The sequence below is a fragment of the Marinobacter sediminicola genome, from assembly GCF_031157525.1.
In the GTDB taxonomy this organism is placed as follows: domain Bacteria; phylum Pseudomonadota; class Gammaproteobacteria; order Pseudomonadales; family Oleiphilaceae; genus Marinobacter; species Marinobacter sediminicola.
Genome location: NZ_JAVIXR010000001.1, coordinates 462571 through 486786 on the forward strand (window position 1 = coordinate 462571; position 24216 = coordinate 486786).

The following is a 24216-nucleotide window of genomic DNA, read 5'->3' on the forward strand; positions in this document are numbered from 1 at the left end:
GCTAAAGTTGCAGGCGTTTTTCTCAGCATTTGGCGGATCATGAGCTATCAGGTACTTGCCCGTAAATGGCGCCCTCGCACCTTTGAAGATATGGTGGGCCAGGAACACGTTCTCCAGGCGTTAATTCACGCATTGGAAAACCAGCGCCTGCACCATGCTTATCTGTTTACCGGCACCCGTGGCGTTGGTAAAACCACCATTGGGCGATTGCTCGCTCGGTGCCTTAACTGCGAAACCGGCATTACACCACGCCCATGCGGCACCTGTTCCAGCTGCGTGGAAATTCAGGAAGGCCGGTTTGTTGATCTGATTGAAATTGATGCTGCATCCCGCACGGGTGTTGATGATATGCGGGAGCTGACGGATAACGTTCAGTACGCACCCAGCCGCGGCCGCTATAAGGTGTACCTCATCGACGAGGTGCACATGCTTACCAATCAGTCGTTCAACGCATTCCTCAAAACCCTTGAGGAGCCGCCGGAGCATGTGAAGTTCCTGTTGGCGACCACCGACCCCCAGAAGCTGCCGGTAACCGTTCTCTCACGCTGCTTGCAATTTAACCTCAAGCGCATGACGCCGGAGCATATTGCCGGGCACCTCACGAATGTTCTTACGGCTGAAAATATTCCCTTTGAAGAGCCTGCGCTCTGGCTGCTCGCACGCGCTGCCGATGGCAGTATGCGCGATGCCTTGAGCCTCACGGATCAAGCCATTGCGTTCGGCAATCAGAAGCTGTCTGCCAGTGATGTCAGCAGCATGCTCGGCACGATAGATCAGCGCGATATTGAGCGTATTGTCAATGCGCTGGTTGAGCGGGATGGCCCAGCCTTGCTGGCGGAAATCAGCCGTATTTCGGACTTTGCGCCGGATTACAGCATTATTCTTGCGGACCTTCTCTCACTGTTCCATCGAGTGACCATGGAACAAGTGGTTCCGGGCAGTGCCGATAATGCACTGGGTGATGCAGCTCAAGTGCAGTCGCTGGCTCGCAAACTCAGTGCCGAGGACGCCCAGTTGTTTTATCAGGCTGCTCTGATCGGCCGAAAAGATCTGGCCATTACTCCTGATGCCCGTATGGGTTTCGAGATGACACTGCTTCGTATGCTGGCCTTCCGCCCCGGTTCTGATCGCCGCGCACCACCCGCGGTGAGTAGCGCGGGCTCTGGTGTTGAAGGGGAGTCCAGAGACGAACCTGAGCCCGCGCCTGCAGCAGCACCTCAGCCAAAGGCAATTGAGCAGCCCGCACAGGAGGCTGACCAGCACAATGAAGTGCCGAGAGCGACTGAGGCTGAACCTGAACCTGAACCTGAACCTGAACCTGAACCTGAACCTGAACCTGAACCTGAGCGGCCCGAGGCTACAGAGCCAGAATTTACACCAGAGCCTGCGCCTGCACAGGGTAGCGAGCCGCAGGGATACGCCGATGCGCCTTCCGATGATGCATGGTTAGCGAGCCTTGATGCTCAAGCGGAAAATCAGCCAGATTATCCTGAGCCTGAGCCTGAGCCTGAGCCTGAGCCTGAGCCAGAAGTAGCGCCAATTGAAACACCCATAGCCTCAGCTCAGAACGCACCAGCTGTAGATGGCGAGTTTGTGTGGGAGCGGGATTTTCGCAGCCTCGGTATTGTAGGAATGCCCGGCAACCTCGCTGGCAATGGTGCTATGGCACGCAGCGGCGATACCATCACATTGTTGATAGATACTGGCCATGCCCGGTTGTTGAATGCCAGGCATGAAGAAAAAATACTGGCCGCCTTGAGAAATCACTTTGGCGACGCCATTCAATTAAAGATAGAGCAGGGCGACCCTGGCCCGAACACGCCAGCGGCTTTTGAAGAACGCCAGCGGGTGTTGCGCCAAAACGCGGCGGTAGAGTCCATTCGTAACGACCCACTGGTGCAATCCATTGTGGAACGGTTTGAGGCGCGGGTAGTTGAAGATAGTATTCGGCCAGTACAGGACAAACCGACAGAAGCAGTCAGGAGATAAGACATGATGAAAGATATGGGCGGCCTGATGAAAAAGGCCCAGCAGATGCAAGAACAAATGCAGAAGGCTCAGGAAGAGGCTGCGAAAGCTGAAATTACCGGTGAATCCGGCGCGGGCCTGGTAAAAGTGACCATGAACGGCCGTCACGATGTCCGTAAGGTGGAGATAGACCCCTCCCTGATGTCAGAAGAGAAGGATATTCTGGAAGACTTGCTGGCGGCGGCGGTTAACGATGCAGTGCGCAGAGTTGAGGCCAACCAGAAGGATGCGATGTCGGGCATGATGTCTGGAATGGGTATGCCCCCCGGCTTCAAGATGCCATTTTAAAGACTCTATTCAGCTCTGCAGTTTGAGGAAGTTTCATGGCGTTCAGCCCACTGGTTGATGAACTTGTCGAATCTCTTCGGTGTTTGCCTGGCGTTGGTCAGAAAACTGCCCAGCGCATGGCGTTCCACTTGCTTGAGCGCGCCCGCTCCGGTGGTACGCGGTTGTCCGATGCGTTGAGCAACGCCATGGAGCGGGTTCGCCGCTGCGAAAGCTGCCAAAACTTCTCCGATACCGAAGTGTGTGGTATTTGTGAAAATCCGGCGCGTATCAACGGCACTCTCTGCGTAGTGGAAAGCCCCTCGGATCTATTGGCCATCGAGCAAGCGGGAGATTACAAGGGCAGTTATTTTGTTCTTATGGGGCACTTGTCTCCAATAGACGGTGTCGGCCCGGATGAGATTGGCATTGAACGGCTTTTGCGCCGGGTTCGCTCAGAAGGCGTAACAGAGCTCATTCTGGCCACCAACCCTACGGTGGAAGGCGAAGCTACTGCACACTACATTTCTGATCGACTCGATGGATCCAACATATTGATCACGCGCCTTGCCCATGGCATACCGGTAGGCGGTGAGCTTGGTTACGTTGACGGATTTACTCTCACACATGCGTTTCGCGGCAGAAAACCTCTGCTGGACTGACTCCGCACTGGCGCCTGTACGGCGTTTTTGACTGGCCTTTTCTATGACTCTTCCTGCAACCGCTATTGACGTTCCTCCAGCTCCTGAAGTCATCACATGGATTTCACAACCGGAGGCATTAAACGAATGGCTGGACAGTGCTCCCGGTGTACCGCTTGTTCTTGATACGGAATTTGAGCGGATAAACACCTTTTACCCCATACCAGGGTTGGTTCAGCTTGGGCTTGGCGATAGCTTTTGCCTGGTAGATCCGGGCGTGGCAGAGAAGTCTACCCGTTTCCGGGAGGTTCTGGCGGATCCTTCGGTAACCAAGTTGCTTTATGCCATGAGTGAAGATCTTGAGCTCTTTCGTGACTGGCTAGGCATCAACCCAAAGGGAGTCGTGGACCTACAGATAGGCGCTGCAATGGCTGGCGCTGGCTTTTCACTGGGTTACGCGCGGCTTGTTGAAACGCTGTTTGGTGAGGCGCTGGATAAATCCGTTACCCGGTCCGATTGGATTTCTCGTCCCTTGAGCGAAGCACAGCAACGTTATGCCATTGAAGACATACGTTTTCTGGCGCCCATGCACGAATGGGTAGTCGGCCACCTTAGGGAAAGGGATCTTGAGGCAGCGCTGGTGGAAGAATCAGCCCGCTTCGCGGATGAGCTAGCGGGGCAGGACAATCCGCATCATCACTACCTGCGATTGCGCGGCGGTTGGGCCTTAACGGCCGAACAACAGCTTGTGCTAAAGGAGTTGGTTGTCTGGCGAGAACTGGAGAGCAGAGAGCGTGATCGTCCACGGGGCAGGGTGCTGGCAGACCCATTGCTTATTGCTATTGCAGAGCGAATGCCCACAAACCTCAGCGAGCTTTCTGATATCCAGGGCGTGCCCGGGGGTGTTGTTCGGCGCTATGGCGAGGCTTTGCTCAAGCTTGTTGAAAATGGGCGAGATGCCGATACTTCCGGGCTCGAACGTATCGCGCCACCGCTAACCAGAGATCAGCAGGATTACTTTAAAGGTCTTAAGCGGTTTTTCAGAAAGGCAGCGGAAGCTGCTGATATTCCCATTGAATTGCTTGCACCGAGGAAGCGGCTTGAGAAGGTTGTTCAGGAAGGAAGCCTGACTGGAAGCCCATTTTTTACTGGCTGGCGCTCGAAAATTCTAGCGTTGGAAATGAACGACATTGAGGATTACCTGCAATCATGAAAGATCGGGAATTTGTGTCTGTTTTCCGAAGCAGCAAAAAAAGCGACACCTATATTTTTGTTCGTCGGGGGCAGAAGTGGGAAGAATTGCCTGAAAGCCTGAGATCCGTTTTTGGCACCCCTGTGCACTCAATGGATCTGGTCATGACGCCGGAGCGCAAGCTGGCAAGAACCAGTGGTGAGCAGGTACTTAAGGCGATTGAAGAAAAAGACTTCTTTTTGCAAATGCCTGAAGAGCAGGATTCGTACGTTGTGGACTTTCGCACGAAGCCGGGAATGAATCATTCATGATCGCCCAAATCCCGTTCTGGCAGCGTAAACGCCTGAACGAGATGACACAGCAGGAATGGGAGTCGCTGTGCGATGGCTGCGGTAAGTGCTGCCTGAATAAGCTGGAAGATGAGGATACGGGTGAGGTTTACCACACAGATCTGGTTTGCCGATTTATGGATGAAGACACATGCCAGTGTACGGTTTACACCGACCGGCTTGAAAAAGTACCAGGCTGTACGGTGCTGACACCGGATAGGGTGAGCGATTACCATTGGCTTCCCCATACCTGTGCTTATCGCACTCTGGCAGAGGGAAGGCCGTTAGCCGATTGGCACCCGCTTCGTAGCGGGAGCCCGGATACGGTACACGAAGCCGGTGTTTCCATACGTCACAAGGTAATCCGAGAGGATAAAGTGGCAGAAGAAAACTGGGAAGAACATATTATTCACTGGGTTCTGTAATGATCGATACTGACGCACAAACTGCTTACGCCGTCTTTTGGGGCGCTTATGCCATAGCCTTTGTCGTGTTTTTTTACATGATGAAAAAGCTGTTCCGTTTTTTACCTTTGTACGGTTTGCGCACACTGCTGCTCGCTGCGTTGGTGGCTGTGTTGCTGACACCTGTAGAGTCTCCCGAGTTGGCGGGTTGGTGGATACCCGCATGGTTGTTCGGAGGGTATGAGATGATTCTCGGTGATGCAGATAACGCAGGCCGCGCGTGGCTCAACCTGGGCATTGGGGGGCTTGTGATGCTGCTTGTCTGGATTCTGGATTTGGTTCGCTATCGACTATCCAGACGCTGAAAAACCCCATTCAATCTCCCGAGAAAAACAATGCCAAGATTTTTCACGCTGATTTTTTTCACTGTTTTATGGCTGCCCGCAGCTTTGTGGGCACAAGAGGCCGTAAAACTGACGCTGCCAGAGCGCCCGGATGTCCGGATTATTGTAGACATCTCAGGCTCCATGAAAGAAACCGACCCCAATAATCTGCGTCAACCTGCCGTACGGTTGTTGGCCCGGGTTATCCCCGAAGGCAGTACCGCCGGTGTGTGGACCTTTGGCCAATACGTCAACATGCTGGTTTCCCATGGGCAGGTAGACGACGCCTGGCGCCAACTGGCGGTTGATCATTCGCGGCAAATAAACTCCGTGGCATTGCGTACTAATCTTGGCAAAGCCATTGAAGTTGCCAGCGACGGTTATGTAACCGGTGGGACTCTCGACAACACCCACTTCATCTTGCTCACAGACGGCAAAGTGGACATCTCGGACAGTGCCAAAGTAAATCAGGCTGAGGAGAAACGCATTCTTGGCAATCTGCTGGATGGCCTTGTGGCTAAAGGTGCGACCTTTCACCCGGTTGGCCTGTCAGACCAGGCAGATGCCGCTTTTTTGAAAACCCTTGCGGAGAAATCAAACGGCAGCTTCCGTATTGCGGATTCCGCAGAATCTCTCAATTTGGCGTTTCTTGATGCCCTGAATACCGCTGCCCCCCAGGAACAGATACCGATTGAAGGCAACGCTTTCATTGTTGATGCGGGAGTAAAAGAGTTCACCGCGTTAATTTTTCGCGGTGCAACGGAAGCGAACTCAGAGCAGGGTGAAAACACACCTGCTGTGTTTGAACTGATCAAGCCTGATGGTGAGACGCTTCTCTATACCGCACAGCCCGACAACGTGCGTTGGGCCCGGGAAGCGGCTTACGAACTGGTGACCATTACCGAACCTGCCGCTGGCGAGTGGCGCGTAACCGGCGAGTTGGGTGAGGGTAGCCGTGTTACGGTGGTCAGTGACCTGAGGATGGTGGTTAGCCCCATACCGGCAACGTTCACCGTTAGAACGCCTGTGGATATCGGGGTGGCATTTTTTGAGAAAGCGGAAAAGGTAACCAATCCTGAATTTCTCGACGTATTGAGTGTGACACTCAGCCTGACATCTGAAGACGGCCGCAGCGGCAGAAAATCGCTTTCCGGCGATGAGCCGCCTGCGGATGGCGAATACACGGATACCATCAGCAAGCTGCCGGCCGAAGGCTTGTACCGGATAGACATTGTTGCAGATGGTAAAACCTTCGCCCGAAAATTTACTGCCACAACCGAATTTATAGTGCCTACAGGAATGGTTGAATCCACCATTGGGGCCCCGATAGATATAAGCATGGCTGAAGAGGCCGAAAGCGCACCACCCGCCCCAGCGGCAGAAGAACAGATCGCCGACCCCGAGCCAGCTCTGGAGCCTGAGGTTGATGTTGAGCCGTCAGTCCAAATAGAGCCAGAACCTTTGGCTGAAGTTGAGTCGGAAGACGAGCCAAGTAAACTGCCAGTGCCGTTATGGATGATCGGCGCAGGCGCCGGAGCCTTGGTGGTTCTAGCATTGTTGATTTTTCTGCTGATGCGCAAACGCCGCAGTGGATCCTCAGCCGATGTCACAACCGATGAAGAGGCTGAAGGCCTGAATGAATTGCAGCAGGAAATGGCAAATATCGAAGCGGAAACTCCGATAATAATGCCGGAGCCAGAGCCAGAAGAAGATATACCCGTTGCGGTAACTTTGGTTGAGCCTGAAGAGGTGATTCCCGAGTTGACGGAGCCAGCGGAAGACGACGATGACGAAGAGTTCGGTCTGGATGACTTTGACCTGTCTGAATTCGACGATCTACCCGACTACGATTTACCTGATGATCCGGATGAACAACCGGATGATGAACAGAAAAAGTAACCAACAGGAATTCTACCCATGAAGTTTACCGGTACCGAAAATTATGTAGCCACCGATGACCTGCAAATGGCCGTGAATGCCGCCATTACGCTGCAACGCCCACTGCTGATCAAAGGCGAGCCCGGCACCGGCAAAACCCTGCTGGCGGAAGAAATGGCCAGCTCGCTGGGTATGAAGTTGATTCCCTGGCACATCAAATCTACCACCAAGGCCCAGCAGGGTCTTTATGAGTACGATGCGGTGTCCCGTTTGCGGGATTCTCAGTTGGGTGATGAGAAGGTTAAAGACATCAGCAACTACATCGTGAAGGGTAAGCTTTGGGAGGCTTTCGAGGCTGACGAGCAGGTTGTTCTGCTGATTGATGAGATCGACAAAGCAGATATCGAGTTCCCTAACGATCTGTTGCTTGAACTGGACCGCATGGAATTCTACGTTTACGAGACCCAGCAGTTCGTAAAGGCGAAAAAGCGCCCGATCATCGTAATCACCAGTAACAACGAAAAAGAACTGCCAGATGCTTTCCTGCGCCGTTGCTTCTTCCACTACATCAGCTTCCCGGATCACGACACCATGAAGAGCATCGTGGATGTACACTTCCCGGGTATTCAGCAGCAGGTAGTGAAGGATGCACTGGAGGTCTTCTTTGATGTGCGTAAAGTGCCGGGCCTGAAGAAAAAGCCCTCAACTTCTGAGTTGATTGACTGGCTGAAGCTGCTGATGGCCGACGAGCTGACCGCAAAAATGCTTCAGGACAAGGACAGCAGCTCGGCGCTGCCACCTCTGTACGGTGCGCTGGTGAAAAACGAGCAAGACGTACACCTGCTGCAAAAACTGGCGTTCATGGCCCGCCGTCGCGGCTGAAATTCGGCAAGAGTGCGGTTTTATGTTGATTGATTTTTTTCTCGAAGTGCGGCGGGCCAAGGTGCCTGCCAGCCTGCGCGAATTCCTTGATCTGCTTGAGGCGCTGCAGCAGCGCCTGGCGTTTGCGGATATGGAAGAGTTCTATTATCTGGCGCGACTGTGCCTGGTGAAAGACGAGCGACACTTCGATAAGTTTGATCTGGCCTTCAAATCCTATTTCGAAGGCATCGAACATCTCGATCAGATGCTGGAAGCGTTGATTCCCGATGATTGGTTGCGTGCCGAGTTCGAGAAAAACCTGACAGAGGAAGAAAAGGCCAAGATTGATTCGCTGGGAGGCCTTGAAGAACTGATTGAAACCTTCAAGAAACGCATGGAAGAGCAGAAAGAGCGCCATGCGGGTGGCAATAAATGGATTGGTACTGGTGGAACATCGCCTTTTGGTGCCGATGGCTACAATCCTGAAGGCTTCCGAATAGGGCAAAAGAAAGGCCGCCACGGTCGTGCTATAAAGGTTTGGGAAAAACGTGAGTTCAAGGATCTGGATGACAGCGTTACCCTTGGAATTCGCAACATCAAGGTAGCGCTCAGGCGGTTGCGAAAATTTGCTCGTCAAGGCGCAGCAGATCAACTTGATCTGGATGATACCATCCGCTCAACAGCACGCAATGCGGGTTATCTGGACCTGAAAATGGTCCCTGAACGCCATAACTCGGTGAAGGTTTTGATCTTTTTTGATGTGGGTGGCTCCATGGATCCCCATGTGCGGGTCTGCGAAGAGCTGTTCTCCGCTGCACGGATGGAGTTCAAGCACATGGAGTATTTCTACTTTCACAACTTCGTGTATGAAAGCCTGTGGAAAAGCAATATCCGGCGCATGAATGAGACAACCAGCACCTGGGATATCCTTCACAAGTACTCGCCAGACTATAAGGTGATTTTTGTGGGCGATGCCACCATGGCACCCTATGAAATTTCCCATGCAGGCGGATCTATCGAGCATTGGAACCAGGAGGCCGGTGCTACCTGGTTTCAGCGCATCAGCGATCATTTCCGAAAGGTGGTCTGGATCAACCCGTTACCTGAGGGATATTGGGGTACCGGTGGCTCCTTGGCGATGACCAGGCAACTTGTGAATAATCACATGTATCCACTCACGGTTGAGGGGTTGGAATCGGCCATGAAGCATTTGAGCAAATAAAAAAAGCCGATGCGGTTGAGACATCGGCAAAGCTCGGCATATCAAGCGGGGGGCGTTAAAAAAACGTATCCCCGCTTTTTATTGTCAGCAAATATAAGGCCAGAAAGATAAAGTCTTCATTAATCAAGTGCTTATAAGGGTATTGAGCGCTTTCTCATTTCGGTCACACTCGCAACTCAGCGGCGGTGTGTTAAATAACTCGACGCCTACCAAGCATGGAGTTTGCCCACGATCGCCAGATTTCTGCATTCCGATTTGGTGATCTGCATACCGTTCTTCCCGGTTACCAAGTGTTACTCTTCCTATCAGCTTGTTACAGAGACGGTGGGGGCAATTGGCTTATGTTTGGCCAACATAAAACACAAGGATGCCGGCGCGGCCAGGGAAGTGGATTCATTGCGGCGTTATGTGTCAGCGCGATCGTGCTGCTAAACGCTCTGGTTCCGGTTGCAGCTGCACCCCTCGATGATGAAATCGGCACACTCGCTACAGACACCTCTGCTACTGCAAAAGACATCGCTCAGCTTGAACAAGAAGTGCGTCAACTGATTGATACCCGAATTTCGCTATTCCTAACGTTAGGCAGCCAGAACGGACTGGATCTGGATTCGGTGGAATTGTTTGTTAACGGAAGACCTGCGGTTTCTCACCTCTATACTCCCAATGAAAACGGTGCCTTAAAGCAGGGAGGAATGCAGAAGCTGTTCATGGGGAATCTGGTCAATGGCACTCACGAACTGAAGGCTGTGATTACGGCTCGGGCAGCCAATGACCGTTTTGTGCGACGAGAATCTTTACACAATTTCAAGAAACGACCGGGCGAACTTCGGTTGGAGATGGCCCTTGAAGCCAGGGCGCCTGATTACGAACCCCATGTTTCATTTGTTGAGTTTGAGCAATCTCCCAACGCCGTCATTGGCTGGAATTCGGGTACTCAAAGCGGTACTGCCTCAAAATCACATCAACAAAATCTTTACGAAAAAGCCGAAGTGGCCCGGGCCAGCGGCGATGCCGAAAGCGCAGGCAAAATCCTTGCAACTATGGATGAAGGCTACTGGTCTGCGGTTGGCTACCTGAACCTTTCGGCAGATTATGCGCGCAACGATCTAAAACCTTCACGGGCTCTGGTCGCATTGCGGGTGGCCCTTGCCATGGCCGACAAGGACGCTGATGCACAGCGGAGGACGGCACTGCGCAGCCGCATTTTGCTGCGTGCTGGCTACCTGGCCTATACAAGCTCAGATTATGAGAAGGCCATTGGTTTTCTGGAAAAAATACCACTTGATAGTTACAAAACACCCCAGGCGCTTTATTTGCACGGCTTGGCATTGGCGGAGCAAGGCAATCACCGTGCAGCAATGCAGAGCTGGCACCGCGCTAAAAAATACCCATTAGCATACCCCGGTGTTGCTTATGCCTGGATAGGGATGGGGCGCGGCTATGATCTTGCCGGGTATCTTGGCCAAGCGGGCGAAGCATATCTGGCAGCGAATGCGGCCTATGAAGGTGAGCGGGTTACGTTGCGGGCTCTGTCGAGCCAGATTGAAGAGCAGGGTGCCTTCAAAGCATTGGTGCTGGATGCAAGAAGCCAGAGTGCAGGCACTGCAGGGAGCACAGTGGCAGGGGTTGGTAAAACCACGCTTGGTAGCCCGAAAGTGGAATGGTTTCTTGCAGACAGTCGCACACTCGCCCAGCCGCGCATGGCCTACCTTCTCACCTTGATGGAACAACCAGCTGCGCAGTTGGCCGTTGATCGGGTTGCAGATCTCGCGCAAATGGCCGTAGACCTTCAGCGCAATACCCATGATCTTGGCGTGTTTATTACCGCTATCAAGGAAGAGTTGGCCAAGCCCGGCAGTAAAGCAGAGCATCAGCCCGACAATGCTCGGAAACTGCTTGCTGACAGCCAAAGGCTGCGAGAAACATCACTTGCGCACCTTGATACCGTTGTAGCGTTGCGTGTTCGGGCCGAGGCCGTTTTGGATCAGATTGCGCTGGATTTTGTTGCAGCTCAGGATCAAAAAATGGTCTTTGCCCTGGATAAAACCGAGCAGCAAATCGCGCATCTATACGAATACCTTGCATTGCAGGAACTGGATACCGGGGGGGCGGCGCGATGAAAGGATTAAAGGCTATATTGCTGCCGCTTTGTTTGTTCTGTGGCGCGGTAAGTGGGCAGGAAGCGTTTCGGGTAGAACTGGGGAAAGATGGCGAAACCATTGCCGATATGCGCCCGGTCTTTTTGAAATTTGAAACCAGGCCGCTTCCGGCGATTTCCCCGGCAGAAGTTGCCAGGCGCTATCAAAAACTGTTCAGCACAACGGATGAACCCTCTGTACGGGTGGATGCGTTGAACCGCCTGACCAATATTCGTGATCGCTCTGGCCAAGACATAGGATTCAGCCCTGCCGAAGAAGCGGCAGTGTATCAGCAGGCCATCGAAAGCTATGAGTCTATCCTTGAGCGGGGTGCGTTCGGCGGCCGTCTGGACGAACTCTTGTACCAAATGGCCAAAGCCCATGCTCTTACCGGTCAGAACGATGCCTCTGTGAAACGCCTTCAGCAGTTGGTGGGTCTTTATCCGGACTCCCCTCTGGTTCCAGAGGCTCGGTTCCGTGCTGCAGAATCCGCGTTTTCTTCGGGTAACTATGTGGAAGCAGAGGCAGGTTACCGCAATCTAGTTGATGGAAAGGCCGATATTGGCGATCTGAGAAACAAAGCGCGGTATATGCTTGGGTGGTCGCTCTACAAACAAGGGCCACAATCCTGGGAGCGTGCTGGCAAACGATTCGTGTCGGTGTTGGATGAATCCCTGCCCGACGAAGAGAGCCTGTATCACGTATCGGAATCCAGTGTGGATAGCATTGATGACACCCTTCGCATCCTTGCGTTGATGGCCAGCCAACGCAAGGGTGCTGAAACCTTGATGGCATGGCTACAGCCGACCCCTTTGCGTTCGTGGACTCCGCTGGCGTTTGATCGCCTTGCGGATCTATACGCGGTACAAGGTGATGCAGAGGCCAGTGTGGCCACCAATCGTGCTTTTGCGGCGTATTTCCCCTCACACCCACAGCGTGCTGGCTTTATGGTGCAGGTGGTTGATGTATGGCGCCAGTCCAGCCAACCGGAACAAGCCAGATCTGCCATGGCTGACTACGTTGCTCTGTTTAATGCCCCAAGCGATTACGCCGCTCTTGAAGAGAGCTATCGTACAAAATGGCGAGAGTTCAGTCGGATTCTTGCTGATTTCTACTACACAGAAGGCGCGGCCGGCAGTGGTAGTGTGGCTCTTCGCAACTATGGATCAGCCGCTACCTATTATGAGGGGATGGCAAGCCGCAGCCCCGATGCTGGGGAGTTCTACCGTCTTGCTGGCGATGCGTGGCTGCAGGCAGAGGCGTACCCGGCCGCACTTGAAAACTATCGGTTAGCGGCCTACGAAGTACCGGGCTACAAATACACAGCAGATGCTGGTTGGGCAGCGGTTGCGTTAATCAGGGCAGGTGTTAGTGGTGAGCTGGTGGCTTCAGATTATACACCCGGCCTGAACGAACTCTCCGCTGAAACGGATCGTTTTACGGCCCAGCATGGCGCCGACGCACGTGCGCCAGAGTTGCTGGCCTACGTGGCCGCCCGTTGGCTTGAGGTGGGCAATAACGAACAGGCTTTGAACTATGCTGTGCGAGCCGTTACCCACGAACAGGCTGGGCCGAAGGTGCGCTATGCCGGCTGGTTGGTTACGGCGCAGGTGCGTCAAAATATATCGGAGTACGGTCTTGCCGAAAGAGCCTGGCGTGAAGCCTTGGCTCTGGCTGCCAGTGCATCCGCAACCCTCGCCATGGAACAGGAAAAGCCAGATCTGCAACGGCAACTTGCTACGGTGATCTATCGTCAGGGGGAGCAAGCCGCCGAGGCGGGTAAGCCTGGAATTGCAGTCGCTCATTTTCAGCGGATCGAGACGGTGTTACCTGGCTCGGAAACAGCTATAAAAGGGCGTTTTGATGCAGCTAATACTTTACTCAGAGCATCAGAATGGCAGGCAGCAATCAACGAATTGAATCGTTTCAGGGCAGATTACCCAAGTCACGCTCTGGCGTCGGATATCGGTGAAAAATTGGTCTTGGCCTACACCGCTTCTAGCCAGCCCATTCGCGCAGCAGGAGAGCTGATGGATATGGCGGAGGGGTATAGTGATCAGGCGGTTGTCACAGCTGAAGATGCTGTGGCTTACCAGCTTCGGGCGGCGGAATTGTTCCACGCAGCAGAAGCAAATGATCACCGCGATGTCATATACATGGATTACCTTGCAGCCAACCCTGTGGCAGTGGATGCCAACGAGCACATTCGCCTGCAGACCATGCGGCAGCGTTTGATAGAGAGCGATAGTCGTTCCGCACAGTGGCGTATCGATCTGGTTTCTGCCGAACTGGACAGCCGCTGGCATTCAGAACAAACCTTGCAGTGGGCAGCACAGGGCGCTCTGGTTCTTGGTGCGGAAGCCGCGGCGGAGTTTGCCGGAATTGAACTTGATGTGCCGCTTGAGAAATCATTGGTTCAAAAGCAAATGGCTATGGAAAGAGCGCAAACCTATTTCCGCAATGCCGAATCCCTTGGCGGCTCTGAGGTGTTACCGGAATCCCTGTATCGTAGAGCTGAACTTCATCGCGTTATGGCTAACGATTTAATGGCCTCCACGGCACCGGCTGAGCTGAACGAGCTCGAGCAGATGCAATACGCCATGTTGCTCGAAGAAGAAGCCTACCCGTTTGAAGAGCGTGCAATCGCACTTCACTCAGAAAATCATCAGGGAATCGCTACCAATGGTTTTAATGTCTGGGTAGAAAAAAGCCTGAATGTTCTGGCTGAGTTGCATCCGGGTCGTTATCAGCGGTCTTTGCGTTGGATGAGTGTGTCTGTTGAGGGGGGTAATGACGGTGCGTGAGACTTTCCTTCGGCTTGTGGTCATGGTTTTCCTGGTGGGTTCAACGGCTCTGCTATTCGGCTGTGCAGTTAAACCGTCGGAATCTGAGAGCAAACCGCCTGTGCTTTATCCCCAGCAGGCTGAAATACATGTGCAGCAAGGTTCCGTCGCCTACGAGAACGGGGATGTTCCTGCGGCGATTGAGTCCTGGAATCTGGCGGTTGAACTTAATCCCGCTGACGCGGTAACGGTCAATAATCTGGCGTTGTTACTGAAACAAGATAACCGCTTTAATGAGGCCGCAGAGTTGCTCGAAAAGGGGTTGGATTTGTCACCTGAGGTTGCAGAGCTGCACTACAACCTCGCGATTATTTCCGAGCTCTATTTACTGGATCTCGACAGAGCGCTTGTTCATTATCAGCGATATCAGCGGCTTTCTGAAAGCGAAGACAAAAAGGTAACCGGATGGATCGCAGATCTTGAAAGGAGGCTGGATTAAATGTTGATCAGTGTTTTCGCCCCGATACGCCACAGCGCCCCTTTTTACTTGATTGGGATACTTGTATTCATTGCACCTTCTTTGTGTGCAGCCACTGGCTCAGGAAGTGGGGTGCGGGCAGATAGTATTGGTAGTCGCTCACCTGCACGATTGAGCATAGAAGGCATTTCTGCAAATGTAGGAGAAGATGAGCCCCGGGTGTTGACCATCCTGCCCTGGCGGGCACCCACCTTGCCGCGCCGACCAAGGGCAGAGCTGGAGAGCACCGTGCCGGAACTGCTTGAGCCACTCGATGCCCTTGTGCTTGAACGCCACCGGGCATTTCGCCAAAACCTGGGCGTTGTGAATTCTGGTGGGCAACCGGGAGCGCGGCGATGACTGCTATGAATGCAATGCCAGCCAACAGTAGTTTTGGTCTGACCCATACGTTGGGAAACGTGGCTTTGTCTTCGCTGTCCTGGAGCAAGGAAGAGGGCGAACGCCTGCGTCTGACCGTGATCACCTTGGTGGCACTTCTGCTTTTTATACCCTTGGCAGCCGTGATTACGGCGATGGATGTCCCTGAACCCGCCCGGGAAAAGGCAGAGAGCCTGCCGCCCCAACTCGCCAAATTGCTTGTAAGACCGGAGCCAATCAAAAAACCAATTCCCAAACCAATAGAAGAGGTTGTGCCTCCGGTGCCGGAACCAGTACCTGAACCCGCACCGGCAAAACCCGAATCCCAGGTCATAAAACCAGTTGTGAAACCCTTGCCGGTAAAGCCTTCGCCAAACTCGGTAACCCAGAGCGTGGAGCAGGCGCGGGAAAAAGCTTCTCGATCTGGTTTGCTGAACATGAAAGATCGACTGGCTTCCATGCGCCAGCCAACGGTTGAAGCTGCGCCTGTGATTACGGCCAACACCGGAAACGTGTTCAGTGGCGGGAGTGGCGCTCAGGCTGGCGTGATACCGGGGGACAATGCCCTTAAAGGCAGTGGTGGGGTAACCGATTCACAAGCACCACGAGCTGAAGTGGCAGTTGCCGGGCACGACGTAAGAAAGGTTGAAGCTGCTCCTCAATCCGCACCAGCTGTGGCAAGCGCCCCTGTTGGCAAACAGAAGCCTGCGGCGGGGGAGCGGGCAATGAGCAACATCCGTCAAGTGTTTGACTCAGGCAAAACAGCTCTGTATTCCCTTTATCAAAGAGAATTGCGACAGGACCCGACCCTGGCCGGTAAAGTTTTGCTTGAGCTGGTCATACAGCCAGACGGCTCAGTGTCTGCTTGCAAGGTTGTTAGCTCAGAACTGGAAAATCCGGCTTTGGAGCAAAAGCTTGCAATGCGCGTACGCCTTTTTAACTTTGGTGCAGCCAATGTGGAAGCGCGAAAGGTGAGGTTTCCGATCGATTTTCTTCCAGGCTGATGCAGCCAATGGATTTGTCAGTCGTAGCCATCAATGGAGATTTTCGGGAGCGTTGGTTTGTAGAGATTCACCTTTTCTGACGGCGCAATGACTTTGGCTTCTCCAGTAACAACCTTTTGATTATTCTGGTTGATCACATCGCACTGGAAGATCACCCGGTTTTTGGGCTCTTTGCTTAGCACCGTAAGATTAACCGTAAGCGTGTCGTCCAGTTTCACGGGGCGCTTGAATGCAAGGCTCTGTTCCAGATAGACCGTACCCGGGCCTGGCATAACGGTGGCAAGTGCTGCGGAAATCAATGATCCACTCCACATTCCATGGGCAATACGCTCCCCGAACATAGAACCGGCGGCATAATCCTGGTCCAGGTGCACCGGATTATAATCCCCCGACACAGCCGCGAACAACACGAGCTCTTTTTCTGTAAGTGATCGCGTAAACGTTGCGGTATCGCCCTGATTTAGCTCGTCGTAAGTGATGTTTTCAAGAGTATCCAAGGTGTCGCTCATCATCTGCTCCCTGATCAAGGCGTGTGACTGCTGGTGTTTGGGTTAGCGTTTGAAACTACCTCATCGATAGCAAAACTGCTATTCTCTCCCCACTTTTTTGAGGCTGATACTTATGTCGAGTTGACCAGGCTGTCGCTCGATGTACGTGAATCACTATAAATAGAAGCGCTAGACAGGAGATGGTGATGGATTTCGAGAAGTTCTATCAAGACAAATACCCTGCCAGTATTCCCCGTGACGTGGATTTGCACAAATACAGCAGCATGGTGGATGTATTTGAACAGGCGGTTAAAAAATACGCTGACCGCCCAGCCTTCAGTGCTGTGGGTGCGACTCTTACCTATCGTGATCTGGATACCCAAACACGGAATTTTGCTGCCTGGCTGCAAAACAATACCGATTTGAAACCTGGCGACCGTATCGCCGTACAAATGCCCAACCTGGGCCAGTACCCGGTTGTCGTATTTGGTGCCATGCGCGCTGGCTTGATTGTGGTTAACACCAACCCGCTTTACACCACTCGCGAGATGGAACACCAGTTTAACGATTCTGGCGCCAAAGCATTGGTAGTGCTGGCTAACATGGCCGAAAACGCTGAAAAAGTGTTGCCTCATACCAGTATTGAACACGTAATCGTAACTGAAATTGCGGACATGCATTCGCCCATCAAGCGCACACTGATGAACGCGGTTGTAAAGCATGTGAAAAAGATGGTGCCACCGTTTAACCTCCCACAAGCTCACAAGCTGCCGGCTGTCCTCAGCGCGGGCGCCCGTGAGACGTTTACTCCGGTTCAGGTCAAATCCGACGATATTGCCGTGCTTCAGTACACCGGTGGCACAACCGGCGTGGCCAAAGGCGCGATGCTCACCCACGCTAATTTGGTAGCGAACCTGCTGCAGGTCCGCCCGATGATGGAAGATACCGTCATAGAAGGGCAGGAAATCGTTATTGCGCCTCTGCCTCTTTACCACATCTATTCGTTCACCCTGAACTGCGGCATTATGCTGGAGGCCGGCGGTCACAACATTCTGATCCCGAACCCACGTGATATTCCAGGTTTTGTGAAAGAGCTGAAAAACCACAAGTTCACGGCATTTCTGGGGCTCAACACCTTGTTTGTTGCCCTGTGTAATAACAAGGAATTCCAGGAGCTGGATTTCAGCCACCTCAAGCTCACATCCTCTGGCGGTATGGCGCTGACCAGCGACACTGCCAAAATGTGGGAGCGGGTAACTGGTTGCCCAATCTCCGAAGGTTACGGCATGACCGAAACCTCACCGGTGGTGACCTTCAACCCCCGCAGTGCCATCCAGTTGGGCACCATTGGCCTGCCAGTGCCATCCACGATGGTCAAGACCATTGATGACGATGGCAACGAAACCAAGCTGGGCGAGCCCGGTGAGCTTTGCGTGAAAGGCCCACAGGTAATGCGCGGTTACTGGCAGCGCCCGGAAGACACCCGCAAATCCTTCACCGAAGACGGTTACATTCAGACCGGCGACGTGTCCGTGATTCAGGAAGACGGCTACATCCGTATTGTCGATCGCAAGAAAGACATGATTATTGTTTCCGGGTTTAACGTTTACCCGAACGAGATCGAGGATGTGGTAAGCAGCCACCCGAAAGTAGTCGAGTGTGCTGCCGTGGGTGTTCCCGATGCCAAGAGTGGTGAAGCGGTTAAGGTGTACCTGGTTGCTACCGCTGAGGGCGTCACTGAAAACGAACTCAAAGAGTTCTGCCGTGAGCGCCTGACAGCGTACAAAGTACCTCGCTTCTTTGAGTTCCGCGATGAGCTGCCAAAAACCAACGTAGGTAAGATCCTGCGCCGCGAGCTGCGCGACGAGCCAGAGAATAAGCAATAACGGTGACTGCTCGAGCTGATATCCGGGCGGCCCTGCACAAACCGATCAGTTTTCCGGCAGGGCTGCCGGTTTCTGATCGTGTGGATGACATCCGTAAAGCGATCGAAAACCATCAGGTTGTCATCGTTGCAGGGGAAACCGGTTCCGGTAAAACCACCCAGATTCCCAAAATCTGCATGAACATGGGCCGCGGCATTCGCGGCCTTATCGGTCATACCCAGCCAAGACGTATTGCAGCCCGCAGTGTGGCAGCCCGTATCGCCGATGAACTTGGCGAACAGGTGGGCCAGCAGATTGGCTATCAGGTACGTTTTACCGATAACACCTCCGACCAGACCCGTGTCAAAGTCATGACTGATGGGATTCTGCTGGCCGAGGTTCAGCACGACCGTTATCTCAAGCGTTACGACACGCTGATTATCGATGAGGCCCACGAACGCAGCCTGAACATCGATTTCCTTTTGGGCTATCTCAAACAACTTCTGCCCAAGCGCCCTGATCTGAAAGTTATTATCACGTCTGCGACCATTGAGGTGGAGCGCTTCAGCGAATTCTTCAACAAGGCACCGGTGCTGGAAGTCAGCGGCCGAACCTTCCCTGTAGATATCCAGTATCGCCCATTAACAGGCGACGAAGACGATCGCGATCAGGGCTGGAACGACGGCGTGCTCACGGTGATGGATGAAATTGAGCAGCATGAGCGTAGCGCTAAGTTACCCCCGGGCGATGTGCTTGTATTCCTGCCAGGTGAACGGGAGATTCGTAACCTGAGTAAGATGCTGCGACATGCGGAGTTGAGGCACACTGAAGTGCTTCCTCTGTATTCCCGGCTGAGCAATCAAGAACAAAATAGGGTATTCCAGAATCATCGTGGTCGTCGGATTGTGCTCTCAACCAACGTGGCGGAAACCTCACTGACAGTCCCGGGTATTCGCTACGTTATAGATACCGGTGTCGCACGGCTTAGCCGGTACAGTGTTCGATCAAAGATTCAGCGCCTGCCCATTGAGCCTGTATCCCAGGCCAGTGCTAACCAGCGGGCAGGGCGCTGTGGCCGGGTTGCGCCCGGTATCTGTTTTCGCCTGTATGACGAGGCCGACTTTCTCAATAGGCCCGAATACACAGATCCCGAAATACTCCGCACCAATCTGGCTGCCGTAATTCTGCAAATGGCCACTTCCGGCCTTGGAGAAATTCGCCACTTCCCGTTTATAGAGGCGCCCGATAAGCGCCTGATTAATGATGGCTACAAGTTGCTGGAAGAGCTCAGTGCGGTGGACGACAAGCGCCGGGTAACAAAGCTTGGTCGTACTATGTCCAAGCTGCCGCTGGATCCACGACTCGCACGGATGCTGGTAACCGCCGCAGATCACGGTAGCCTCACAGAGACGCTGGTGATTATTGCAGGGCTGACGGTGCAGGACCCGAGAGAGCGGCCCCAAGACAAACAGCAAGCAGCTGATCAGGCCCATGCGCCGTTCAATGACAAAGAGTCCGATTTTGCCACCCTGCTCAATATCTGGAATTTCTACGAAGAACAGCGCCAGGAACTGACACAGAACCAGTTAAGGAAGCTATGTCAGAAGAACTTTCTTAGCTGGATGCGTATGCGGGAATGGCGAGATATACACCGACAGCTCACGCTGATTTGCCGTGAGCAAAGGTTGTCACTCAATAAGGACGCTGCGTCCTACGAAGCCATGCACAAGGCGATTTTGGCGGGACTGCTCGGGCAAGTAGCCACCAAGGTAGAGAAAAAGGAATATCTGGCTACCCGTAATCGCAAAGTAATGATCTTTCCGGGGTCGAAGGTTTCCAAAATCGGACCCAAGTGGATTGTTGCCGCAGAAATCGTGGAAACCAGCCGAGTGTTTGCCCGTATGGTCGCGTCAATTCAGCCTGAATGGATCGAGCCGTTGGCTGGGCATGTGGTGAAGCATCACTATTTTGAACCGCACTGGGAGCAGAAACGAGCTCAAGTGATGGGGTATGAGAAAATCACCCTGTACGGCCTGGATATTGTGCCCAAGCGCAGCATCGCATTCAGTAAAATAGACCCGGTTGAGTGCCGAAACCTGTTTATCCGCCACGCCCTCGTGGAAGGTGATTACCGGTCTAAAGCACCGTTTATTGCACGCAACCGCGAAATGCTTACAAGCGTAGAAAATCTTGAAAGCAAAACCCGTCGGCGGGATCTGCTGGTAGACGATGAAGTGCTGGTCAGCTTCTACGACGAACGCTTGCCAGCAGAAATTGTTAGTGGTCGTCACTTTGAAAGCTGGTGGAAAGGTCTGACTGCGGAAGAGCTGCGCAACCTTGAACTGACAGAAGAAGATGTTCTGCAGCGCCCGGTGGATGCTCAGGCGGCCGAGCTTTACCCGGATTTTCTGGAATGGGAAGGGGTGCGCTACCCGCTCAGCTATGAGTTTGAACCCACCAGCGCGCGTGATGGCGTTACCCTTCATGTGCCACTTATGGCGCTTCGACAGATTCCATCACGGCGCCTGGAATGGCTTGTGCCAGGGCTGCTCAGAGAAAAGTGCATAGCGTTGGTGAAAGGGCTTCCGAAGGCGCTGCGGCGAAATTTTGTTCCGGTGCCAGACTTTGTCGATGCAGCCATCGCAAACTTGCAGCCCTCTAACGAGCCTTTGGCTATCCAACTGGGAGAGCAGCTGCGCAGAATGACGGGTGTGCGCATTGATCCGGAAATCTGGCCGAGGGATGAGCTGCCACGACATCTGCGGATGAACCTGAGAGTTCTCGGAGACGGCGGTAAGGTTATCGCCGAAAGCCGTGAGGCAGGGGTACTTCAGGATCAACTGGAAGGTCGTGCCGAGGCGGCATTGGCATCAGCAACGAGCGAAAGCACAGAACAAAAGCCTGCCAGTGAATACACCGAATGGGAGTTTGGTGAGTTGCCCGTCAAGGTTCAAACTGAAAAAGGCGGCATGCAGATTACGGTGTACCCGGCACTTGAGGATATGGGTAAATCGGTCAAAGAAATTCGCTGTCTGGACCGACTTAGCGCTGCGGATACAACCCGTAAAGGTGTTGCGCGCCTTATTCTCAACAGGTTTGGCAATACGCTGGACGATCTGGAGCGGAAACTCCCGCGCTTCAAACAGTCCGCCTTAATGTTCGCACCTATTGGCAAGGCAAAGCTACTTCTCGACGATCTGCTCTTGTCCACGGCGATGGCGCATTTTTTACAGGATCAGGTCCCTGACTCCCGGACGGCATTTGATGCGCTGTTTGACCGGCACAGGGGGGATTTTATTCCGGCCCTTGAGCAAGCCGACGAACGCCTGTTTCAGGCCATGACTGGCTACCAAAAGATTGCCAAGAAGCTGAAAGGCAAAATCAACCTCGCCTTGGCAAACAGTATGGCGGACTTGAAATTCCAATTGCAGAATCTTGTCTATCCCGGTTTTTTGGTCGCTACACCGCCTGAATGGCTGGCGGAGTTTGGCCGCTATTTTGAAGCTGCGCTGGTTCGGCTTGAAAAAATGCCAAGGGAAATGGGCCGTGAGCGGGAATTCCTTCATGCTATGGAGCCGCTATGGACGCGTTACGTCAGCAAGCGGGATGAACAGCAAAAGCAGGGTGTGCGGGATCCGGAGTTAGTTATATACCGATGGATGCTCGAGGAATTCCGGGTGTCGTTTTTTGCCCAACAATTGGGCACCGCCATGACAGTATCCGCCAAGCGTCTTGATAAGCAGTGGCAGTTAACCCGCGTATAACAAGCGAGTGCCCGCCTTTGGTCGGAGGCAGTGGGGCGGGCAAATTCTGCGGACTGTGTTAGTATTTCTGAAAGTGCGATTTTCCTTTCTTCTTATTTTCATATTCATGACGTGGGGTTAGCGTGATTAAAGCCGTCATTTCCGGAACCGGCCTGTACACACCGCCGGCAACCATCGATAACGATGAACTGGTCGAAGCCTTTAACCAGTATGTCGAACTGTATAACGCGGAGCACGCTGACGCGATTGAGCGCGGTGAAATCGAGCCGTTGCAGCCGTCCTCTTCAGCGTTCATAGAAAAAGCTTCAGGTATCAAACGCCGGCACGTTATCGACAAAACTGGCATTCTTGATCCCAAACGCATGGCTCCGTATATTCCCGAGCGTGGGAACGATGAGCAATCTGTGCAGTGTGATATGGCCGTTGTGGCGTGCAAAGAAGCACTCGCTCAGGCGGGCAAGACTGTCGACGATGTAGACGCAGTTATCGTTGCCTGCTCAAACATGCAGCGTGCCTATCCCGCCGTGTCGATAGAAGTTCAGTCTGCATTGGGTATTCAAGGCTTTGCCTACGACATGAACGTGGCGTGCAGCTCTGCAACCTTTGGCCTGCAAGCCGCAGTGAACTCTGTCGAGAACGGAGCTGCCCGGGCTGTGTTGGTTGTAAGCCCTGAAATTTGTTCTGGCCACCTGAATTTCCGCGAGCGCGACAGCCACTTTATTTTTGGTGATGCGTGCACGGCTATTCTGGTAGAGCGGGAAGAAAATACTGAACCAGGGCAGGGCTTTGAAATTCTTGGTACTCGCCTGACAACCACCTTTTCTAACAATATCCGGAACAACTTCGGCTTTTTGAATCGTGCGGATGAATCGGGAATTGGTCAGCCGGATAAACTATTTATCCAGCAGGGTCGTAAGGTATTCAAGGAAGTTTCGCCGCTGGTTGCTGAAACGATCCAGAATCATCTTCAGAGCTTGTCGCTTGCGCCGGACGATCTGCGCAGAATGTGGCTGCATCAGGCAAACCTGAATATGAATCAGCTGATCGCCCGCAGGGTGCTTGGCCGCGATGCTGCTGAAGATGAAGCGCCGGTGATTCTTGATGAGTACGCTAATACCAGCTCCGCAGGTTCCATTATTGCGTTCCATAAGCACAAAGACGACCTGAAAACCGGTGATACGGGTGTTATATGCTCCTTCGGTGCAGGTTATTCCATTGGCAGTGTTGTAGTACGCCGGCGCTAAAAGTCGACAATCCAAGAGTTGAGCATGACAAAACTTTTACCCCGGAGCTGGCATGCTGCCATGCAACTTATGGCAGTGCTGGCACTGGTGTTGGTCGCTGGCACCGCCAAAGCTCAGAACGCAGCGGAGCCTGCCCCTGAAGGTGCGCGTACCGTTAACCCGCAGGACCCTTACGAGAACTGGAACCGCAAGGTTTACACATTCAACGACACAATTGATCGCTGGGCGTTGCGGCCGGTAGCTCAAACCTACCGAACGTTCATGCCGGATATTGTCGACCGAGCCATCACGAACTTTTTCAATAATTTGTCGGAAGTGCGAAATTTCACTAACAGCATATTCCAGTTGAAGGGCGAATCGGCTGTTGTCGCTGCCGGGCGTTTCACCTACAACACTGTGTTTGGCCTGGGTGGATTGATTGATGTTGCTACAGCGTTTGATCTCCCTGAGCGGCCCGAAGATTTCGGCCAAACTCTAGGATATTGGGGTGCGGGTTCTGGCCCCTATCTGATGCTTCCATTCCTTGGGCCATCCAGCCCACGGCACCTCACTGGATTGGGTGCGGATGGGTTTGCGTTACCATCGCTGTGGGACAACGTTGACAGCCCTTATAACTATTATGCCCGAGGCGTCCAGATTGTTGATAAACGGGCAGACCTGATTCCCGCAGAGGGCTTTATTTCTGGTGACGTATATATTTTTGTACGCAACGCCTTCTTGCAGCGCAGAGAATTTCTTATTAATGATGGCAGGGTGACCCAAGATCCATTTGCCAGCGAAGACGATGATGACTTGATGCTGGACGACTTCTGATTCGGATTTCTTGGTGAAGG

20 protein-coding genes are annotated in these 24216 nt (G+C 53.2%); 19 read left to right on the top strand and 1 reads right to left on the bottom strand.

Annotated features, from left to right (window positions below; genetic code table 11):
* Positions 1-39 precede the first annotated feature (39 nt).
* The 15 genes from dnaX (at position 40) to RG807_RS02130 (ending at position 16022) form a co-directional block, all read left to right on the top strand.
* Positions 40-1989: a DNA polymerase III subunit gamma/tau gene (gene dnaX, locus RG807_RS02060; protein WP_309043365.1), complete on the top strand. Its 1950-nt coding sequence runs from the start codon at positions 40-42 to the stop codon at positions 1987-1989.
* Between the two features lie 3 nt (positions 1990-1992).
* Positions 1993-2316 carry a YbaB/EbfC family nucleoid-associated protein gene (locus tag RG807_RS02065; protein ID WP_309043366.1) on the top strand — a complete coding sequence of 108 codons (324 nt, stop codon included), beginning with the start codon at positions 1993-1995 and terminating at the stop codon, positions 2314-2316.
* Positions 2317-2351: 35 nt separating this feature from the next.
* Positions 2352-2954 (top strand): recombination mediator RecR, encoded by a 603-nt coding sequence (gene recR, locus RG807_RS02070; protein ID WP_309043367.1) that lies wholly within the window; start codon positions 2352-2354, stop codon positions 2952-2954.
* A 43-nt stretch (positions 2955-2997) separates the two neighbouring features.
* A complete protein-coding gene (locus tag RG807_RS02075; RefSeq protein WP_309043368.1) occupies positions 2998-4146 on the top strand; it encodes a ribonuclease D in 1149 nt (382 codons plus the stop codon).
* The gene (locus tag RG807_RS02080; RefSeq protein ID WP_309043369.1) at positions 4143-4436 is read left to right on the top strand and encodes a YcgL domain-containing protein; all 294 of its coding nucleotides are present in this window, start codon (positions 4143-4145) and stop codon (positions 4434-4436) included. The genes RG807_RS02075 and RG807_RS02080 overlap by 4 nt, the downstream gene beginning before the upstream one ends.
* Positions 4433-4879: a YcgN family cysteine cluster protein gene (locus RG807_RS02085; RefSeq protein ID WP_298447346.1), complete on the top strand. Its 447-nt coding sequence runs from the start codon at positions 4433-4435 to the stop codon at positions 4877-4879. The genes RG807_RS02080 and RG807_RS02085 overlap by 4 nt, the downstream gene beginning before the upstream one ends.
* Positions 4879-5223: a hypothetical protein gene (locus RG807_RS02090; RefSeq protein ID WP_309043370.1), complete on the top strand. Its 345-nt coding sequence runs from the start codon at positions 4879-4881 to the stop codon at positions 5221-5223. Before RG807_RS02085 ends, RG807_RS02090 begins: the two co-directional genes overlap by 1 nt.
* Positions 5224-5253: 30 nt before the next feature.
* Positions 5254-7140: a VWA domain-containing protein gene (locus tag RG807_RS02095; RefSeq protein WP_309043371.1), complete on the top strand. Its 1887-nt coding sequence runs from the start codon at positions 5254-5256 to the stop codon at positions 7138-7140.
* 18 nt (positions 7141-7158) lie between these two features.
* Positions 7159-8001 carry an AAA family ATPase gene (locus tag RG807_RS02100; protein ID WP_309043372.1) on the top strand — a complete coding sequence of 281 codons (843 nt, stop codon included), beginning with the start codon at positions 7159-7161 and terminating at the stop codon, positions 7999-8001.
* A 22-nt stretch (positions 8002-8023) separates the two neighbouring features.
* Entirely contained in the window at positions 8024-9202 is a 1179-nt protein-coding gene (locus RG807_RS02105; RefSeq protein ID WP_309043373.1) for a vWA domain-containing protein, read from the top strand.
* Between the two features lie 341 nt (positions 9203-9543).
* The gene (locus tag RG807_RS02110; protein WP_309043374.1) at positions 9544-11322 is read left to right on the top strand and encodes a tetratricopeptide repeat protein; all 1779 of its coding nucleotides are present in this window, start codon (positions 9544-9546) and stop codon (positions 11320-11322) included.
* Positions 11319-14144, top strand: coding sequence for a tetratricopeptide repeat protein (locus RG807_RS02115; RefSeq protein ID WP_309043375.1), 2826 nt, complete (start codon positions 11319-11321; stop codon positions 14142-14144). The genes RG807_RS02110 and RG807_RS02115 overlap by 4 nt, the downstream gene beginning before the upstream one ends.
* Positions 14131-14622 (top strand): hypothetical protein, encoded by a 492-nt coding sequence (locus tag RG807_RS02120; RefSeq protein WP_309043376.1) that lies wholly within the window; start codon positions 14131-14133, stop codon positions 14620-14622. Before RG807_RS02115 ends, RG807_RS02120 begins: the two co-directional genes overlap by 14 nt.
* Entirely contained in the window at positions 14623-15000 is a 378-nt protein-coding gene (locus RG807_RS02125; RefSeq protein ID WP_309043377.1) for a hypothetical protein, read from the top strand.
* The gene (locus tag RG807_RS02130) at positions 14997-16022 is read left to right on the top strand and encodes an AgmX/PglI C-terminal domain-containing protein (RefSeq protein WP_309043378.1); all 1026 of its coding nucleotides are present in this window, start codon (positions 14997-14999) and stop codon (positions 16020-16022) included. Before RG807_RS02125 ends, RG807_RS02130 begins: the two co-directional genes overlap by 4 nt.
* A gap of 17 nt (positions 16023-16039) precedes the next feature.
* Here the strand turns inward: RG807_RS02130 and RG807_RS02135 are convergent, their stop codons facing one another.
* Entirely contained in the window at positions 16040-16531 is a 492-nt protein-coding gene (locus RG807_RS02135) for a MaoC/PaaZ C-terminal domain-containing protein (RefSeq protein ID WP_309043379.1), read from the bottom strand.
* Between the two features lie 185 nt (positions 16532-16716).
* On the opposite strand from RG807_RS02135, the gene RG807_RS02140 reads away from it, so the two are divergent.
* The 4 genes from RG807_RS02140 (at position 16717) to RG807_RS02155 (ending at position 24196) form a co-directional block, all read left to right on the top strand.
* The gene (locus tag RG807_RS02140) at positions 16717-18396 is read left to right on the top strand and encodes an AMP-binding protein (protein WP_309043380.1); all 1680 of its coding nucleotides are present in this window, start codon (positions 16717-16719) and stop codon (positions 18394-18396) included.
* Positions 18397-18398: 2 nt separating this feature from the next.
* Positions 18399-22139: an ATP-dependent RNA helicase HrpA gene (gene hrpA, locus RG807_RS02145; RefSeq protein ID WP_309043381.1), complete on the top strand. Its 3741-nt coding sequence runs from the start codon at positions 18399-18401 to the stop codon at positions 22137-22139.
* 122 nt (positions 22140-22261) lie between these two features.
* Positions 22262-23383 (top strand): beta-ketoacyl-ACP synthase III, encoded by a 1122-nt coding sequence (locus tag RG807_RS02150; RefSeq protein ID WP_309043382.1) that lies wholly within the window; start codon positions 22262-22264, stop codon positions 23381-23383.
* Between the two features lie 60 nt (positions 23384-23443).
* On the top strand, positions 23444-24196 hold the full coding sequence (locus tag RG807_RS02155) for an MlaA family lipoprotein (protein WP_435404649.1): 753 nt from the start codon (positions 23444-23446) through the stop codon (positions 24194-24196).
* The last annotated feature ends 20 nt before the right edge of the window (positions 24197-24216 follow it).